Origin of the sequence: Brevundimonas sp. SPF441, assembly GCF_009661015.1 — a bacterium.
Taxonomy (GTDB): Bacteria; Pseudomonadota; Alphaproteobacteria; order Caulobacterales; family Caulobacteraceae; genus Brevundimonas; species Brevundimonas vesicularis.
In genome coordinates, this window is the sequence record NZ_WJWX01000021.1 from 43418 (window position 1) to 60332 (window position 16915).

General features: G+C 61.4%; 15 protein-coding genes and 1 pseudogene. 7 read left to right on the forward strand and 9 right to left on the reverse strand.

The window, feature by feature from the left end; genetic code table 11:
• The first annotated feature begins 63 nt into the window (after positions 1 to 63).
• Both GGC30_RS12115 and GGC30_RS12120 read left to right on the forward strand, forming a co-directional pair.
• The gene (locus GGC30_RS12115; RefSeq protein ID WP_194943591.1) at positions 64 to 2643 is read left to right on the forward strand and encodes a glycosyltransferase family 4 protein; all 2580 of its coding nucleotides are present in this window, start codon (positions 64 to 66) and stop codon (positions 2641 to 2643) included.
• A gap of 515 nt (positions 2644 to 3158) precedes the next feature.
• On the forward strand, positions 3159 to 3800 hold the full coding sequence (locus GGC30_RS12120; RefSeq protein WP_153924489.1) for an FkbM family methyltransferase: 642 nt from the start codon (positions 3159 to 3161) through the stop codon (positions 3798 to 3800).
• Between the two features lie 11 nt (positions 3801 to 3811).
• Here the strand turns inward: GGC30_RS12120 and GGC30_RS12125 are convergent, their stop codons facing one another.
• Together GGC30_RS12125 and kdsA are read right to left on the reverse strand one after the other, a co-directional pair.
• Positions 3812 to 5104: a glycosyltransferase family 1 protein gene (locus GGC30_RS12125; protein WP_153924492.1), complete on the reverse strand. Its 1293-nt coding sequence runs from the start codon at positions 5102 to 5104 to the stop codon at positions 3812 to 3814.
• 19 nt (positions 5105 to 5123) lie between these two features.
• On the reverse strand, positions 5124 to 5993 hold the full coding sequence (kdsA, locus tag GGC30_RS12130; protein WP_194943592.1) for a 3-deoxy-8-phosphooctulonate synthase: 870 nt from the start codon (positions 5991 to 5993) through the stop codon (positions 5124 to 5126).
• Between the two features lie 115 nt (positions 5994 to 6108).
• On the opposite strand from kdsA, the gene argB reads away from it, so the two are divergent.
• The 5 genes and pseudogenes from argB to GGC30_RS12155 form a co-directional block, all read left to right on the forward strand.
• Positions 6109 to 7038 (forward strand): acetylglutamate kinase, encoded by a 930-nt coding sequence (gene argB, locus GGC30_RS12135; protein ID WP_017506718.1) that lies wholly within the window; start codon positions 6109 to 6111, stop codon positions 7036 to 7038.
• Positions 7035 to 7709: a pyrimidine 5'-nucleotidase gene (locus GGC30_RS12140; RefSeq protein WP_228763729.1), complete on the forward strand. Its 675-nt coding sequence runs from the start codon at positions 7035 to 7037 to the stop codon at positions 7707 to 7709. Before argB ends, GGC30_RS12140 begins: the two co-directional genes overlap by 4 nt.
• Entirely contained in the window at positions 7706 to 8575 is an 870-nt protein-coding gene (gene dapD / locus GGC30_RS12145) for a 2,3,4,5-tetrahydropyridine-2,6-dicarboxylate N-succinyltransferase (protein ID WP_066629134.1), read from the forward strand. Before GGC30_RS12140 ends, dapD begins: the two co-directional genes overlap by 4 nt.
• Positions 8576 to 8680: 105 nt before the next feature.
• Positions 8681 to 10174 carry a GSCFA domain-containing protein gene (locus GGC30_RS12150; protein ID WP_153924495.1) on the forward strand — a complete coding sequence of 498 codons (1494 nt, stop codon included), beginning with the start codon at positions 8681 to 8683 and terminating at the stop codon, positions 10172 to 10174.
• Between the two features lie 132 nt (positions 10175 to 10306).
• Positions 10307 to 10834 (forward strand): annotated as a pseudogene (locus GGC30_RS12155) (2,3,4,5-tetrahydropyridine-2,6-dicarboxylate N-succinyltransferase); the annotation flags it as partial.
• Positions 10835 to 10968: 134 nt separating this feature from the next.
• Here GGC30_RS12155 and GGC30_RS12160 read toward each other — a convergent pair.
• From GGC30_RS12160 to GGC30_RS12190, 7 genes are all read right to left on the reverse strand, one after another.
• Complete coding sequence (locus GGC30_RS12160; RefSeq protein ID WP_194943593.1) at positions 10969 to 12273, reverse strand: HAMP domain-containing sensor histidine kinase; 1305 nt, start codon at positions 12271 to 12273, stop codon at positions 10969 to 10971.
• A 186-nt stretch (positions 12274 to 12459) separates the two neighbouring features.
• On the reverse strand, positions 12460 to 12960 hold the full coding sequence (locus GGC30_RS12165; RefSeq protein WP_153924500.1) for a ferritin-like domain-containing protein: 501 nt from the start codon (positions 12958 to 12960) through the stop codon (positions 12460 to 12462).
• A 99-nt stretch (positions 12961 to 13059) separates the two neighbouring features.
• Complete coding sequence (gene thrS / locus GGC30_RS12170) at positions 13060 to 14988, reverse strand: threonine--tRNA ligase (RefSeq protein ID WP_153924503.1); 1929 nt, start codon at positions 14986 to 14988, stop codon at positions 13060 to 13062.
• Between the two features lie 3 nt (positions 14989 to 14991).
• Complete coding sequence (yidD, locus tag GGC30_RS12175; RefSeq protein WP_039243812.1) at positions 14992 to 15222, reverse strand: membrane protein insertion efficiency factor YidD; 231 nt, start codon at positions 15220 to 15222, stop codon at positions 14992 to 14994.
• A 79-nt stretch (positions 15223 to 15301) separates the two neighbouring features.
• Positions 15302 to 15757, reverse strand: a complete 456-nt coding sequence (locus tag GGC30_RS12180; protein ID WP_153924505.1) for an iron-sulfur cluster assembly scaffold protein — start codon at positions 15755 to 15757, stop codon at positions 15302 to 15304.
• Between the two features lie 43 nt (positions 15758 to 15800).
• Positions 15801 to 16256 (reverse strand): SMI1/KNR4 family protein, encoded by a 456-nt coding sequence (locus GGC30_RS12185; RefSeq protein WP_153924508.1) that lies wholly within the window; start codon positions 16254 to 16256, stop codon positions 15801 to 15803.
• A gap of 3 nt (positions 16257 to 16259) precedes the next feature.
• A partial coding sequence (locus GGC30_RS12190) for an HAD-IA family hydrolase (RefSeq protein ID WP_153924510.1) occupies positions 16260 to 16915 on the reverse strand: 656 nt, incomplete at its 5' end.

The window sequence follows — 16915 nt, forward strand, 5'->3', positions numbered from 1 at the left end:
TACTAAAGAATGGCTTAAGTGTGTAAACCCTGCAGGTCGCCCTGCAGCAACCTGAGACGACCTTTGCCTGCTTCCGGATCCTTTGCAGCCCCCCTGCCTCTGCCGATCTATCCAGAACGTAAGGCCTTCCACGGCCCGGGCGAATGGACCTTCATTACGCCTCGGGATTCAAAAGGTTGGATACTGGATGCGATATGTCGAGAGATCGGCGGTCGACAAGAGGGGGCTTGGGAAGTTGTCTATGGGTTAAGTTCTATACCTGAGGCGAGGAATTATTTCTTTTCTCATTACTGGAACTATTTGGATGCAATAAAGAAGCATACTCATATTTTGGATGGAAATGTCCTTGTATGGTACACGCATCCGCGGGATATTCCGTACAGTATTGATGAGCAAGTGGTTGGGTTTAATAAAGCCCACAAGGTGCTGTTTACCTGCAGTGAGTATAGGGATCTTTGGTTGAGGCGAGGGGTGAGGCCTGAGAAGGCCGTCGTGATCCTCGGCGGTGCTGACCCGCATTTGTTCTTGGGACATGAGAGAAGGGGCGGGAATGTCGTCGGGCTTTCCGCGTCCTTCTACGAGCGGAAAAATCCAGACGCCTTGCTTGAAGTCGTTTCGAGAATGCCGGAGCGCGACTTCGCCCTTGTCGGCCGGAAGTGGGAGGAATATTCGCGATTTTCAGAGCTTAAGGCGCTGAAAAATTTCACATATATTCAAGCTACATACGAGCAGTATCCAAGCCTTTATCGCGAGTTCGATGTCTTCCTCTCCATGGCCATGCTGGAAGGGGGGCCGATCCCTCTGATCGAGGCCATGATGGAGAACGTTGTTCCTGTCGCCAGCCGAACTGGTTTCGCGCCTGATCTTATCGATCACGGCGTTAACGGATATCTGTTCCCCGTGGGGGCAGGCGCCGATGTCGTTGCGCCGTTGATCGACGCCGCATTCTCGAACCGTGCCGATATCAGGCGCACCGTCCTTCCCTATAGCTGGGATGAGTTCGCTCTTGCGATCCACGCCCTTTGCGAAAAGCATGATGCGGCTGCCTCTGCTGCAGGGGGGGCTGAGCTGTCTCGACGGGACGCGAGCCCGGCCAACGCACGTGAGTTTCCTGCGCCAGACCAAGGCGATGTAGAAAAGGTGCGGCGGTTTTCGAAGCTGAGCCAAATTGAGCGAAATTCGGAAGCGCGCTTGGCCGCCGCCCTTTCTCGTGTCGAGCCTACAGGGGCGAAACAGGTCGTGGTCGTGACCGGAGCGTCGTCATTGCAAGACATAGGCAGGACGCCGGCCCTGTCTCAACTCGCTGAGGTCGGTTTGGACCTGGACCTGCTTGTCGCGACCGGCAACCAAAAGTCGGCGAGTTTGTTTGAACGCGATTTGCGGTTCTCAGCGCTGGACGGTCTGGTCGAGGTATCGGCCGCCGACGTGGAGGCTTGCATCGCCAAGGTCGTCGACTATGGCCCTGTGGCCGTGATTCCGTCTGGCGCGGAGCTGTCGCCAGAAACTGCGTCCAAGGCCCTGGCCTTGGTTGAGGCTTGGCACGCGGGTGATCATCTCTTGGAGCATGATGGCGCGCGGCTGAGAATTCCTGCTCGTTCGGCTCATCCAAAACCGAGGTTAGAGCCAATTGTGCGCGAAATAGCTCCCGCGTTGCGGTTGGAGGCCGGGGGGGGGCTTAGGATCGCTGTTGATGGTCCCGCTGGGCCGCGCACAATCGTGCGTAGGAGCGGGGGGAGGCGAGGGCGCGTTCTTGAACTCCCTACGCCGTTGGATCTTGTAAAAAATACGCCCTCTCGCCTCCGTTGGGCTGCGGGGGATGAAAGTTCGATGTTATTTTCAGGGGTTGCCGGAAATCTAGCCCCCGATATGGTGCGAGCCTATCTGAACAGGGGAGGGGCGGGCAATCCCATTGTCGAGGCGTTCGCCAACGCTATCGGCGCCCAAATTTCCCACGCAGAAGACCAAGCGGACGATGACGCCACTGGCGTGTCTGTTGTTTGGGGGGTTCTAAGAGGTAGTGACAAGGTCATCGCGCGCGCTCGGCGGGATGGAAAGCCTTTCTACTATATCGACCATGCGTATTTTGGGCGTGGGCACGGGCTGAACTACCGGATTTCGCGCGATTCTTATGATGCCGGACCGGTTCGAGTATGTCCGCCGGACCGTCTCGAAGCTCTTGGCGTTCAACCGAGATCATGGCGCAGCGCGGGAGATACTATTCTTGTGTGCCCGCCTACACAGTTCTTCTGCGATGCTCATGGCTGCGCTGATTGGCTTCAGCAGACGATGAGAGAGATTCGGCACGCCACGGACCGACCGATCGAGGTCCGGGCTAAACCAGTAGCCGGCCAACCGGTCGAGCCGCTTGATAATGCCTTCGAACGCGCTTGGGCAATAGTCACTCATTCATCGAATGTCGCCGTGGAGGCTGTCGTAGCCGGCGTGCCCGTTTTCGTTTCGGAGGCAAGTGCTGCGGCGCCAGTTGGAGAAACTGATCTCTCGAGAATTGAGGTGCCGCGTCGTCCGGATCGGAGCGCTTGGTTGGCCCATTTGGCCTATAGTCAGTTCTCGGCAGCTGAGATCGGGGATGGTCGTGCGTGGCGGCTGCTTCTTGAAAACGAATCCAGGGAGCTTCACCGTTGAATGCGAAAGGCGAGTTTCTGCTTATCGGCGTGTCGGCCTGCGCGGCCGATAATGAATCGATGGCTCGACGATTGACCGAAACGGCATCGAGGGTGAATGGCGAGGGGGTGGCCTACACCTACGGTAAATTTCCTGTCCCCGGGACGAGTCGTCAAAATCTAGATCCTGCTTCACCCGACATGTTGAGGCTGAGAGAGATTTTGGTCGCCACTAAGGACGGATCGTACCATTACGACGGCTGTGTCCTCGTTGCCCTGAATCGCACGCTGAGTTCCGTCCGTGGAAAGTCATTGGCGGTTTTGGGGCGAGACGATGATAGTATGATCGTCTTGCCTCCCTATGTGACTGAGAAGGCGGTTCGTTTGGTTCTTGCTTTGTGGTTGAGTGGCGCTGCATTGAGTCTGTCCGCCTCGACTTGGAGTGCGGCTCTCTCGAGTGCGGGTCGTGCTCTCGACATTTGAAAATTCTTAATGATAGGACGATGAGCTTCGGCGGCATGTCCAGATTGGTGATTTATGACCTTTCCCGTTTCTCCATCGATTTTTTCGGATAATCCGTATCGAGCCGAGTGGTTTGAGGAAAACTATGTTTTCACTCCAGACGGCCCCACTAACTCTCCCACGCATCATTGCAAACTCACCTTCGATATCACGAAGCCATTTATCAATAAAGCGCGCACAGCTGTGGATGTGGGCTGCCGTATGGGTGAATACACAAGGTTTTTGAGCAAAAATTTCGACAATGTTTTCGCATTCGATGCGAATCTTCATCCGAGATTTCCTTGGAACGTAGATCTATCAAATACCACACACTTCAACTGCGCTCTGGGTGACGCTCAAGGAACGATCGAGATGTTTGGGGGGACGCATCAGACCGTTGAAGGACAAATGAAGGAAGTGCCGGTGTTTCGACTCGACGACTTTGGTCTAGAAGATGTCGACTACATCAAGGTCGATGTTGAAGGTTTCGAGAGGAAGGTACTTCTTGGTGGCCAGAAAACAATCTCCGCTTTCCGGCCGCTTATCGTGATCGAACAAAATGATGTCCGGCTGGCGGATGAAGAGCCTTATGCCGCGAAGACCTATCTCGAGAGCATCGGGTACAAGCATGTGGCCACCTGCCCCAGAGGGTGGGACCTTGTCATGATGCCTGAGTAGAGCTGCTTGAACTAAAGCTTGGCGTAGGCTTCTGCTATGCGTTGTCTGTGCGCCGCGGGACTGAACTTCGACGCCTGCTGCTGCCCCGAACGTTCCAGATGGTTCACGAGATCGGTGTCCGCATCCAACTTCACGATGCCGGCCTTGATTGTGTCTGTGTCGTAGGGATCGACCATTAAGGCCGCTTCTCCCGCCACCTCGGGCAGAGATCCGGCCGTTGACGTCAAAACCGCTGTGCCCAGCAACATGGATTCCAGTACAGGCAGCCCGAATCCTTCGTAAAGAGAGGGAAACAGTGTTGCCCTGGCTCCACGTATCAGAGTGTTCAGCATCGCAGCGCTTAGGAAGTCGTGCTTTATTATTCTGCCTCTACGCAGATCGTTGTCGCTTTCTATGACTGAAGCGATGAGCGAGCCTTCGCCACCATCGAGCCAGGATCGACCGCCCACGATTACTAAGGGCGTCCGAACTCCGGAGGACAGGTAGGCTTCAACAAGGCGGTTGACGTTCTTCTTCGGCTCAATAGCTCCGTAGAAGAGAAAATATCCTTTCCAGTTCAGGTCAAAGACGTCGGCGACATATCGCTCCGCCTCTATTTCAGGCATGCTCAGTATTTCTGAAGGGATGCTGACGGACTGGTAGGTAGTGGTGATCTTGTCGTCGGGTGCCGAGAGCATAGTGACAAGGTCGTTTCGCGTGGTTTCGGAAACCGTCAGTATATGGTCTGCTCTGTCGACTATTTCACGGCACATCGACAGATATGCCGCCTTCTGCTCATTGGTTGTGTGGGGCAGCTTGAGAGGAATTAGGTCGTGAAATGTATAGACGTTCGCCTGACCTCGAGCGTGCAGGGGAAGAGGGCACGTCCAGTGCATTATGTCCGGTGCGTACCGGTCCGGAAAGAGGACAGGTGTAAAGCGGCCGTTGAGGCGATGAGCGCGCAGCGCATAGTCGAAGAGTTTCTGGGAGGCCCAGTGTTTTGATGCTCGAGGGCGGCCGCCTCCAAGCGTGGACCAAATTATCTCTTCGCTGACTTCAACCTTTGTCGGCGTACGACCTCGATGGGTGGTTCTTGTCATCCACCAACGTGTGAACTTGCCGGCGCCTGTTTTGCGAGCCGTGATGTCGCTCAGGCTGATTGTATTTAGCAGGTTGTCTTTCGAAACTTGGCCTTGGGGGCCATAGAGAACTTCAGCTGAATGGCCGAGATCGGACAGCGCATCAAGCAGATTTCGCCCATATGTTGCGATCCCGGAGCCCTTGGGCAGCGAGAGGTTGAACGCGTCGATGCAAACCTTGGCCATGCTGCTGTTTTTCAGATCGTTAAGCCACCGGCGCCTTGGCCCCGATCTTGATGGCCAGGTCGTCGAAGGCGATCAGTTCGGCGGCCAGGGCTTCGAACTGGCTCAGCGGCACCATGTTGGGGCCATCCGACGGCGCATTATCCGGGTCCTGGTGCGTTTCCATGAAGACTGCATCGACGCCGACGGCCACCGCCGCGCGCCCGAGCACCGGCACGAACTCGCGCTGACCGCCCGACGACGCGCCCTGCCCGCCCGGCTGCTGAACGCTGTGGGTCGCATCGAACACGACGGGGCAGCCGATCTCGCGCAGCACTGGAAGCGCCCGCATATCGCTGACCAGAGTATTGTAGCCAAAGCTGGCGCCGCGTTCACAGGCCATGACGTTGGGATTGCCGGCGCCAACCACCTTGGCGATCACGTTTTTCATGTCCCAGGGAGCCAGGAACTGACCCTTCTTGATGTTGATCGCCTTGCCGGTAGCGGCGGCGGCCAACAGCAGGTCGGTCTGGCGGCTGAGGAAGGCCGGGATCTGCAGTACATCGACGACCTCGCCGACCGGGCCACACTGAACCTCGGAGTGAACGTCTGTCAGGGTCGGCAGGCCGGTCACCTCGCGAATCTCGGCGAAGATCGGCATGGCGTCTTTCAGACCGATGCCCCGCGCGGCGCTGGCGCTGGTCCGGTTCGCCTTGTCGAAACTGGTCTTGTAGATGATGCCCACGTTCAACCGCTCGCCGATTTCCTTCAGGGCATGGGCCGTCTCCAGCGCGTGCTGGCGGCTCTCCATCTGGCAAGGACCGGCGATGAAAGCGATTCTTGCGCCGCCGCCGATGACGACAGGCGTCCGAAGACCTTCGGACAACGTAATGACAGCGTTGGGAGTTTTCATGTTGGCGGCCTAACATGAGCGAGGACTGTGTGGCCATAGTACAAGTTGTGACGGGCCGCGGAGCATCTGCTTAATGCGTGACACCGCCCCCATCCCCCGCTATCTCGCGCGCGTGATGAACGAAACAGAACGCCAGTCGGAAGAACGCAGCTGGGAGACGGCGAAGACGCTCGCCGAGGCCTTGCCGTATATTCAGGTGTATGACCGCGAAACCGTGGTCATCAAATACGGCGGTCACGCCATGGGCGAGAGCGCGGTGGCGCGTCAGTTTGCGGCCGATGTGGTGCTGCTGAAGCTGATGGGCGTGAACCCGGTGGTGGTGCACGGCGGCGGGCCGCAGATCAGCGCCATGCTGGACAAGGCCGGGGTGAAGTCCAGCTTCGTCGACGGGCTGCGGGTTACCGATCCGGCGACGATGGAGGTCGCCGAGATGGTGCTTTCGGGCGCGGTGAATAAAGAGATCGCCCACTGGATCACCATGGCCGGCAAGGAGGCGGACGTGCGCGGCGTCGGCCTGTCGGGCAAGGACGCTGGTCTGTTGACGGTTGAGAAGACGCGCCGCACCAAGCGCGACCCGGACAGCATGATCGAGCACGAGGTCGATCTGGGCTATGTCGGCGAGCCGACGAAGGTGGATCCCAAACTGATCGCGGGCCTCATCGCGTCCGAGACGGAGGACTGGGTGCCGGTCATCGCCCCCATCGGCGTGGCCGAGGACGGTCAGACCTACAACGTCAACGCCGACACGGTGGCCGGCGCCGTGGCGGGGTCGCTGAACGCCAAGCGGATGCTGTTGCTGACGGACGTGCCGGGGGTCAAAGGCGCGGACGGCGACATCATCCGCCAGATGACCCTGGACGAGGCGCAAAACCTGATCGACACCGGCGTGGCCACCGGCGGCATGATCCCCAAGCTGGAGACCGCCATGGCCGCCGTTCGCGCGGGCGTCGAGGCGGTGGTCATTCTGGATGGGCGTCGGCCGCACGCCATGCTGGTCGAGTTGTTCACAGAGTTCGGCGCCGGCACCCTGGTGAAGGCGTCTTGAGCGACCCCCATTCCACATCCCTTGGGCATGTGCGCGCCTGGGTGTTCGACATGGACGACACCCTGTATCCGCGCGAGCAGGGTCTGATGCGGCTGGTCCAGGCGCGCATCAACGCCTTCGTGGTCGAGGCCGTCGGGCTGGAGCCCGAGGCCGCAGCCGCGATGCAGCGTCAGTTTCTGGACGAGCACGGCACGACCTTGGCCGGACTGATGGCCAACTATGCAGTCGATACCGAGCGGTTTTTGCGCGAGGTGCACGACGTGCCGCTGGACGGTGTCGAGCCCAATCCGCGTCTGGCCGAGCGGCTGAATGCCCTGCCCGGTCGTTGCTATGTCTTCACCAACGGCGCGCGTGAATACGCCCACCGTGTGCTGGACCGGATAGGCGTCGCTGACTGTTTCGAAGGCGTTTTCGCCATTGAGGATGGGGATCTGACGCCCAAGCCCAATCCCGCGACCTTCCGCCGGATGATGGAGCAGTTCGGCATCGATCCGCACCGATCCGCCTTCTTCGAGGACACGCCCAAAAACCTTGAGCCGGCCAAGGCGCTGGGCATGGCCACGGTCCTGATCGGCGACGGCCATGGCAAGCCGATCGGGCCGCATATCGACCATGTGGCCCCGGACCTTTTCGACTTCCTTTCTGATCTGAGCTTCAAGGACGCCGCATGACCGATCTGTCGCATCTCGAATCCGTCGTCGAGGCCGCCTGGGAACAGCGCGCCGAGGTGTCCGCCGCCACGCATGGCGAGGTGCGCGACGCCGTTGAAACCGCCTTGGCCCTGCTGGATTCCGGGCAGGCGCGCGTCGCCTCGCGCGGCGCGGATGGCGTCTGGACCACGCATCAGTGGCTGAAGAAGGCGGTGCTGCTGTCCTTCCGTCTGAACGACAACCAGATCATGCGGGCGGGCGCGCCGTCCGTCATGCCGCTGTCGGTGGATCATCCCGTCGCCGTTGGTCCCTTCTGGGACAAGGTGCCCAACAAGTTCGGCGACTGGACCGCGTCTGATTATCAGTCGGCCGGCTTCCGCTCGGTGCCCGGCGCCATCGTCCGTCACGGCGCGCATATCGCCAAGAATGTGGTGCTGATGCCGTCGTTCGTGAACATCGGCGCCTTCGTCGACGAGGGTTCGATGGTGGATGCCTGGGCCACGGTCGGCTCTTGCGCCCAGATCGGCAAGAATGTGCACCTGTCGGGCGGCGCGGGCATCGGCGGCGTGCTGGAGCCGCTGCAGGCCAATCCGACCATTATTGAGGATGGCTGCTTCATCGGCGCCCGCGCCGAGGTGGCCGAGGGCGTGATCGTGCGCGAGGGCGCGGTCCTGGCCATGGGCGTCTACTTGTCGGGCTCGACCAAGATCGTGGACCGGGCGACGGGCGAAGTCTTCCGGGGCGAGGTGCCAGCCTATTCGGTGGTCGTGCCGGGGTCGCTGCCGGATCCCAATGGCGGGCCGTCGTTGTACTGCGCCGTCATCGTCAAGCGTGTGGACGCGCAGACGCGGGCCAAGACCGGCGTCAACGAACTGCTGCGCGACTGAAAACACGCTCATCTAAAGCCCCATCTCGCGCAAAACCAACGCGACGGTTGCGTCGGCCAAGGGCGAGATGTTGAGATGGGCTAACTAGCTTTCTGGAGTAATAAGATGCCGGTCGTTCGTATCCCTGCCGATGACGCCTTCGCGAGCTTAAGACGTAATCGCGTCGCTGCCTGGCCCGACGGGCGGAAGAATGGAAAGCGGTTAGAGGGCGTGGCTCAGGTCGCGGTTACGCCGACCTTTTCGTTTGGCCTGGATACGCCTGTCCTGACTATCGGCTCGTGTTTCGCACGCAACATTGAGCGGCACCTTCAGGAGTTGGGTTTTGACCTGCCAATGACGAAGGTCGATATCCCTCGAGATGAGCGTGTCAGCGAAACTCCAAACGATATTCTCAACAAATACAGCGTTCACTCCATTGAGAATGAGATTCGGTGGGCGTTCGAGGGTGTGTCGATCAAGCCGGAAAAGCTGTTCCTAGAGCTTGAGGATGGATTCTGGCACGATCCTCAACTGGCACCAAATCTGTTGCCCTCATCGTTCGAGCGGGTGAAAGCCAGACATGATCAGGTTATGGCCGCGACGCGAGAGCTGGCGCGCTGCGGTCTGGTGATCATAACCCTAGGGCTAGCCGAGTCGTGGTTCGACCTCGAAACCCAACTGTATCTGAACGGCGCGCCTCCTCCCGCAGCGCTTAAACGTTACCCGGGGCGCTTTACGCTCGACGTTCTGACCCACGACGAAATTTTGGACAGTCTTGAGCGCATTCATGCACTGGTGGCGAAATACTCAAATATGAATGCCAAGATGTTGATCACAACATCGCCGGTGCCCTTCAAGGCGACGTTTAGTGGGGAAGACGCCCTTGCGGCGAATTGCTATAGCAAGAGCGTTCAACGCGCAGCCTGTCGGGTCTTTTCCGCCGCTCATAACGACGTAGATTACTTCCCAAGCTACGAAGTCGTGACCTTGACTGATCGCGCGCGCGCGTATGAGGTAGACAATATTCACGTCCGGCCAAATGTTGTGCAAGGGATCATGAATTCGGTGGTCAAGGCTTATTGCCCCGATGTCGTGGTCGAGGACGAAGTCCGTATAGAAGTCGAGGAACAGCCGAAAAGTCGTGACGAGCTTCGTCGCTGGGCCGACAAGCATTTCAAGTTGGCGAACTATGATGATGCGGCGGCAGGATTCGGCGCTTTGTTCGACCAATACGGCCATGAGATGACTGACGAGGAGCGCGGCGATGTTCTGACGTCGAAGGGCGTCGCCTACCTTCGGGCGCGGCGACCGATCGAAGGCGTCTCCGCCTTGAAGGCCGCCCTGGCAGAGACGCCGCTTGACGCAAGGCTCCACTATAAGCTTGGCCTAGGAAACGCGCGTTTGGCACGCAGAGATCGGGCACTCGTTTTCTTCGACAATGCGTTTCGCTTAGCTCCTGATGCCCCAGACCACGCCTGGCGTTATGGAGAAGAGGCGCGTCGAGCGGGGCTTTTTGAACAGGCCAAAGCGCTGTTTCAAAAGGCACTGACGCTCGCGCCGGACGACCAGCGAGCAGCCGATGGATTGGCGCTCGTTGAGCGCCAATCCATCGGCGCATAAATTAAGGAGGCGGCCTTGCGGCCGTCTCTCGTAACTATCAGGCGATGTGGTCATGACGGCGTTGCCGGCGATTCTGTTCAAGTCTTTGCTGGTTCGGATTTTTCCTACAACCTATCGTCGTAGTTGTCGGATTATCAGTCGGCCGGCTTCCGCTCGGTGCCCGGCGCCATCGTCCGTCACGGCGCGCATATCGCCAAGAACGTGGTGCTGATGCCGTCGTTCGTGAACATCGGCGCCTTCGTCGATGAGGGCTCGATGGTCGATGCCTGGGCCACGGTCGGCTCCTGCGCCCAGATCGGCAAGAATGTGCACCTGTCGGGCGGCGCGGGCATGGGCGGCGTGCTGGAGCCGCTGCAGGCCAATCCGACCATCATCGAGGACGGCTGTTTCATCGGCGCCCGCGCCGAGGTCGCCGAGGGCGTGATTGTGCGCGAGGGCGCCGTCCTAGCCATGGGCGTCTATCTGTCGGGCTCGACTAAGATTCTGGACCGGGCGACCGGCGAAGTGTTCCGAGGCGAGGTGCCGGCCTATTCGGTGGTCGTGCCGGGGTCGCTGCCGGATCCCAATGGCGGGCCGTCGTTGTACTGCGCCGTCATCGTCAAGCGTGTGGACGCGCAGACGCGGGCCAAGACCGGCGTCAACGAACTGCTGCGCGACTAGACCTTGATCGGCTGAGGAGGGATCGCTTCGCGATCCCGCTGAGGCCGTGAATCAAGGTCCAAGTTGAATCTCGAGCCTGATTCACCGCCTTGTCGAAGCGCGAAGCGCTTCAACTCAAGCGGATCAGGCTCTAGTCAGGCGGCGACGCGAACTGCCTCGATCTGAGGCGTGTCGAAGGTCGCGTGCAGGGTGAAGGTCGATCCCTTGCCGGGGGTCGACGTCACCGTGATCTCGCCGTCCATCAGGGCGGCCAGGCGCTGACAAATGCTGAGGCCCAGACCGGTGCCGCCGAACTTGCGGGTGGAGGACCCGTCCACCTGAGAGAAGGGCTGGAACAGGCGCGTCAGATCGTCGGCGGCGATACCGATGCCGGAATCGACGACACCAAGTCGCAAGGTCGTGCGGCCCTCGCCTGCCGGCTCGCTGTCGATAATCAGGCGAACCTCGCCTTGCGGCGTGAACTTGATGGCGTTGGCCAGCAGGTTATGCGTCACCTGCGCCAGGCGCAGCGGGTCCATTCTGAGAAGCGGCGGCAGCGCGCCGCGTATGTCGGTCGTGAAGGTCAGGCCGCGCGCCTCCGCCTGCGCCTTGAACGGGCCCGTCAGCCGGGCGGCGAGGGTCTCGGCTTCGACATCGACGAAGTCCAGTTCCATCTTGCCGGACTCGATCTTGGTGATGTCGAGGATGTCGTTCAGCAGCACCATAAGCCCTTCGCCGGAGTCGCGGATGACCCCGACGAACTCCTTCTGGCGGTCGCTGAGTTCGGACATCTGCAACAATTGCGCAGCCCCCAGAACCCCGTTCATCGGCGTGCGGAGCTCATGGGAGATGACGCCCAGGAAGTTGGACTTGGCGGCGCTGGCGGCGTTGGCGCTATCGCGCGCGGTTTCGAGTTCGGCGATCAGTTCGGCCTGCCGGCGGTTGACGGCTTCCAGATCGCTGTCCTTCATCTGGGTGATGGCCACCTTGATCAACAAGGCCAGCGCCAGGACCGGGATCATGCTGACGACCACCCAAAAGCCCGGTGTGCCCCACAATTTCGCGAACAGCAGCACCACGACCACCGAATAGGGCGCTGATGCGATCAGGGCCTCACGGGGGGCGGCGCGCATCTGGGTGAAGACCAGCACATAGCCGGCCATGAGAAGGGCGACGCCCAGCGGCACGCCATAGGCGCCGCCGTAGAGGAAGGCGAGCAGAGGCGCCGCTGACCAAGCGATGCAGGAAATGGTGGCGGCCATCAGCTTGATCCGGCCGTGGAGCCCCTGATCCCGCAATACCAGCACACGTTCGGCGAACGTCCGAAGCAGACCTGACGCGGTCGCGGCTGCAAACCACAACACTGCGGTCGCCCAATCGGTGACGGTAAACAAAGCGACCGCCCAACTGACGATGATCAGATACCGCATATGACCGTTGGCAATCAGATGCTGCAGCAATGAGCGATCTTGGCCTGGCGTGTGGTTCGTCATCGTCGGATCTCGGGGTTCGATGACGCATCGTCGCCCAGATCCGACTAAGAGACTATGAACGCTAAGCTTTATGCGTGAAGTGCCCGGCGTCGGACATAGCGAGGATTGAGCGGAAAGGCAGGAAGCGGTCGTCAGCCGCCTCCCATCTCTGTATCAAGCGGCCGTCTTCATGGCGTCCGCATTGACAGCCGCGTCGGCGATGCCGGTCAGGTCTTCGTCCGTCTGGGCTTCCTCCTGAAGCGTCTCGTCCAGAAGAGCGGCGGCGTCCTTCAAACCCAGCACCAGCGCCCAGCGTTTCAGTGTGCCGTAGCGGGTGATCTCATAGTGTTCGACCGCTTGGGCGGCGGCCAGCAGGCCGGCGTCCAAAGCCGGGGTGTCCTTATATTCTTCCATGATCTCGTCGCCTTCGGCCAGGATGCCCTCAATGGCGTCGCAGGTCTTGCCACGCGCGGGCTTGCCGATCAGCTCAAAGACCTGTTGCAGGCGTTCAATCTGGCCTTCGGTCTGACCTTTATGCTTTTCGAAGGCGGCCTTCAGCTCTGGCGACTGAGCCGCACGGGCCATCTTGCGCAGGGATTTCAGGATTTTGCGCTCAGCGTAATAGATGTCTTTGAGCGTGTCGTGGAACAGGGTGTCCAGGGTCTTGTCGGCCATGGTGAGGTCTCGCATCTGTGATGGAGCGCAGGCGCGCGCCCCATCACAAGCGATCCGTCCCATTAGTGTTCCTATGCGCGAATTCGCGCGCGCAGCGGCTCAGCCCGCGCGCTTCAGATCCGGCGGGGTCGCTTCGTCGGTCAGGATGCGAATGGCTTCCTCGACCGTGACCAACGTCTGGGCCTGAGAGCCGAGGCGGCGGATGGCGACCATGCCGTCTTCCGCTTCCTTCCTGCCAACCACGGCGATGACCGGGACCTTGCCGACCGAGTGTTCACGCACCTTGTAGCCGACCTTTTCGTTGCGCAGATCGATCTCGGTGCGCAGGCCGGCGGCCTTGAACTTGGCCATCACGTCGCGGGCGTAGTCGTCGGCGTCCGAGGTGATGGTGGCCACCACAGCCTGGGTCGGGGCCAGCCACAGCGGGAAGGCGCCGGCGTAGTTCTCGATCATGATGCCGATGAAGCGCTCGAACGACCCCAGGATCGCGCGGTGCAGCATGACCGGGCGGTGCTTCTGGCCGTCCTCGGCGATGTAGGTGGCGTTCAGACGTTCGGGCAGGACGTAGTCCAGCTGGATCGTGCCGCAGGTCCATTCGCGGCCGATGGCGTCCTTGACGATGAAGTCCAACTTGGGCGCATAGAAGGCACCGTCGCCCTCGGTGACGACCGGCTCGGTTCCGGCGGCGCGGGCGGCCTCGGCCATCAGGGTCTCGGCCTTGTCCCAGAACTCGTCCGTGCCGGCACGGTTCTCGGGCCGGGTGCCAAGGCTGATATAGGCCGTCTCCATGCCCAGGTCGGCATGGACGCTGCGGGCCAGTTTGATGAACTCGGCCGTCTCCTCGACGATCTGGTCTTCGCGGCAGAAGATGTGGGCGTCGTCCTGGGTGAAGCCGCGCACGCGCATCAGGCCGTGCAGCGATCCGGACGGCTCATAGCGGTGGCAGGCGCCGAACTCGGCCATGCGCAGCGGCAGTTCGCGATAGGAGCGCTGGCCCTGGTCGAAGATCTGGACGTGACCCGGGCAGTTCATTGGCTTCAGGCTCAGTTCCTCGCCCTCGACCGTCTCGCAGACGAACATATTGGGGCGATACTTGTCCCAGTGGCCGCTCTGCTCCCAGAATTTGCGGTCCAGCACCTGGGGCGTCTTGACCTCGACATAGCCGGCGGCGTCCAGGCGGCGGCGCATATAGGCTTCCAGCACGCGCCACAGGACCCAGCCCTTCGGGTGCCAGAAGACCATGCCCCGGCCCTCTTCCTGCATATGGAAGAGCTCCATGGCCTTGCCGACCTTGCGGTGGTCGCGCTTCTCGGCCTCTTCCAGACGCTGCAGATGGGCGTCCAGATCTTCCTTGGTGGCCCAGGCGGTGCCGTAGATGCGTTGCAACTGCTCGCGCTTGGAGTCGCCCCGCCAATAGGCGCCGGCCAGCTTTGTCAATTTGAACGCCTTGCCGACGTGGCGCGTCGAGGGGAAGTGCGGGCCCCGGCACAGGTCGATCCAGTCGCCCTGTTTGTACAGGGTGATGGTCTCGGTCCCCGGCAGGTCGCGGATCAGCTCGGCCTTGAACTTCTCGCCGCGCGCCTCGAAGAATTGGATGGCGTCGTCCCGCTCCCAGACCTCGCGCTCGAATTTGGCGTCGCGATCCACGATCCGGCCCATCTCTTTTTCGATTGCGGCGAAGTCGTCGGTCGAGAAGGGTTCTTCCCGGTAGAAGTCGTAGTAGAAGCCGTCCTCGATCGCCGGGCCGATCGTGACCTGGGTGCCGGGGAACAGGGTCTGAACCGCCTCGGCCAGGACGTGGGCCGTGTCATGGCGAATCGTATAGAGGGCGGCGGGGTCGTCGCGCATGATCAGGCGGAAGTCGCCGCCCGTCTCCAGCACCCGGCCCATGTCGCGCTGCTCGCCGTTCAGTTCGGCCAGCACGGCCTTCTTGGCCAGCGAAGGCGAGATCGAGGTCGCGACGTCGCGCGCCGTCGAACCGGCCGGGTATTGGCGCACCGCGCCGTCGGGGAATTTCAGGTCGATCATGTGTCAGTCTTTAACTGGCGGGACCGGGTCGTATCCCGATCCCCCGAAGGGATGGCATTTACAGAGCCTGCGCACGGTGAGCCATCCCCCCTTTACCGGGCCGTGCTGGATCAGGGCGTCGCGCCCGTAATCCGAACAGGTCGGCAGGAACCGGCACTGCTGGCCGATCAGGGGAGACAGCGTCAGCTTGTAGCCCCGATGGGCCGCGCGCACGCCGCGTTCGTAGAGAGACATCACGTCCCTTCGCCGGGGCTTTTAGAGGTTCGCCGCGCTTATCCCTCGTCATCGCAGGGGGATCAACCGGTCGTGCCTGTCAGGCCGCGCCGGCGAGACGCGTTCGGGCGGCGAGGGCCTTGTTCACCGCCTCCAGCGTCGCCTCCAGCGAGACCAGGGTCGAGGCGTGGCGGGCGGGGTAGTCGGCGACCTGTTTCAGCAGGCGCAAATCCTCGAACCGACCGACGGGGCCGTCGCCGCCGGATTTCAGCATGGCGATCATGGCGTCGCGGGCGTCTTTGAGATCATCGATCGACGCGCCGATCGCAGATTGGCCCAGCACCCCGGCCGCGGCCTGGCCGAGGGCGCAGGCTTTGACGTCCTGGGCGAAGTCGGCGATGCGGCCTTTGTCGTCCAGGGTCACATCGACCGTTGCGCGCGACCCGCACAGTTTCGCCACCCGCTCGCCGGTGCCTTGCGGCGCGGGCAGACGCCCCGCATGCGGCAGGTTCGCCGCCAACGACAGGATGCGCGCGCTGTAGAGGTCGTCGATCATGGGGCGAAGATAGGGCGGGACCGATCAATCGGAAAGACGGCGCCTAGGCCGTGCGTTGTGGAACGTCGCCATAGGCTTTCAGCCACGCCTCGAATGACGGCGCGACCAGCTTAATCGTGAGGAAGTCATGGTCGAACACCCAGACGGCGTCGTCCGCCGTGTCGCTCCGGAACACAAACAGGTTGCCGCCGCTGTCTGACGCGAAGCCTACGACATTGGCCGGCATTCCTGCATCCTTGTAATCCCGCGTCGTCGAGACCGCTTCCTGCGGGGTCAGGAAGTCGCACAGGTGGGGGAGATGGAGTCCGGCCGCCTCAATGTCTTCCCACAGTTCGGTCGTCAGCCGTGGAAGGCCCGTCGCGAGCACCGCGTCACGGTATGCGGCCGGAAAGCTGAAGGACAAGTTGCGTTCGGCCTCGGCGATCTCCTCCGCTGAAACCGGAATCGGCGGATAGTCCGGGACGGTCCAGCGATGATTCAATTCAGCCAAGTTCGACACGGCTTACCCTCGATCCATTGGAGACAGTCTCAAGCGCTCATCCGTCTCGATCTCCAGCCGGGCTTCGCCATAGTTGACCAAGGTGGGATGCGAAGTCGCCAGCGGATGGGTCCAGGCGGCGGTGACGACCAGCACGTCGGCGCCGGCCGCTTCGCCCGCCCTGATCCCGGCCTCGGCGTCCTCGAACACCAGGCAGTCCGCGATGTCGAAGCCCAGGGTCGCGGCGGCCTTCAGATAGCCGGCCGGGTCGGGCTTGCCGCGTTCGACGTCTCCCGCGGTGATCATGACGGCGGGCGGGGTCACGCCTGCGGCCTTCAGACGGGCGCGCGCCAGGGGGACCGAGGCGGAGGTGACTACGGCCCAGCGGTCGGGCGGCAGGCGTTTGACGAAGTCGATGGCGCCGGGAATGGGGGCGACGCCATCCACGTCCTCGATCTCGCCGCGCTCGACCCAGGCCACCTCGGCGTCCAGGTCGATATCGGGCAGGTTCTGACGACGAATGGTGTCGATGGCGAGGACGCCGTGGATGGTGGGGATGAAGGCGGCAACATCCAGCCCGTGGCGCGCGGCCCAGCGGGTCCAGACGCGCTCGGCGGCCAGGGTCGAGATGATCAGGGTGCCGTCCATGTCGAACAGGAAGGCCTGATAGGGTGGGACGC

Excerpts from the sequence above, each read along its gene's own strand:
- GGC30_RS12120 (WP_153924489.1), top strand. The coding sequence starts at position 3,159 with ATGACCTTTCCCGTTTCTCCATCGATTTTTTCGGATAATCCGTATCGA.
- GGC30_RS12125 (WP_153924492.1), bottom strand. The coding sequence starts at position 5,104 with ATGGCCAAGGTTTGCATCGACGCGTTCAACCTCTCGCTGCCCAAGGGC.
- kdsA (WP_194943592.1), bottom strand. The coding sequence starts at position 5,993 with ATGAAAACTCCCAACGCTGTCATTACGTTGTCCGAAGGTCTTCGGACG.
- argB (WP_017506718.1), top strand. The coding sequence starts at position 6,109 with ATGAACGAAACAGAACGCCAGTCGGAAGAACGCAGCTGGGAGACGGCG.
- dapD (WP_066629134.1), top strand. The coding sequence starts at position 7,706 with ATGACCGATCTGTCGCATCTCGAATCCGTCGTCGAGGCCGCCTGGGAA.
- GGC30_RS12150 (WP_153924495.1), top strand. The coding sequence starts at position 8,681 with ATGCCGGTCGTTCGTATCCCTGCCGATGACGCCTTCGCGAGCTTAAGA.
- GGC30_RS12165 (WP_153924500.1), bottom strand. The coding sequence starts at position 12,960 with ATGGCCGACAAGACCCTGGACACCCTGTTCCACGACACGCTCAAAGAC.
- thrS (WP_153924503.1), bottom strand. The coding sequence starts at position 14,988 with ATGATCGACCTGAAATTCCCCGACGGCGCGGTGCGCCAATACCCGGCC.
- yidD (WP_039243812.1), bottom strand. The coding sequence starts at position 15,222 with ATGTCTCTCTACGAACGCGGCGTGCGCGCGGCCCATCGGGGCTACAAG.
- GGC30_RS12180 (WP_153924505.1), bottom strand. The coding sequence starts at position 15,757 with ATGATCGACGACCTCTACAGCGCGCGCATCCTGTCGTTGGCGGCGAAC.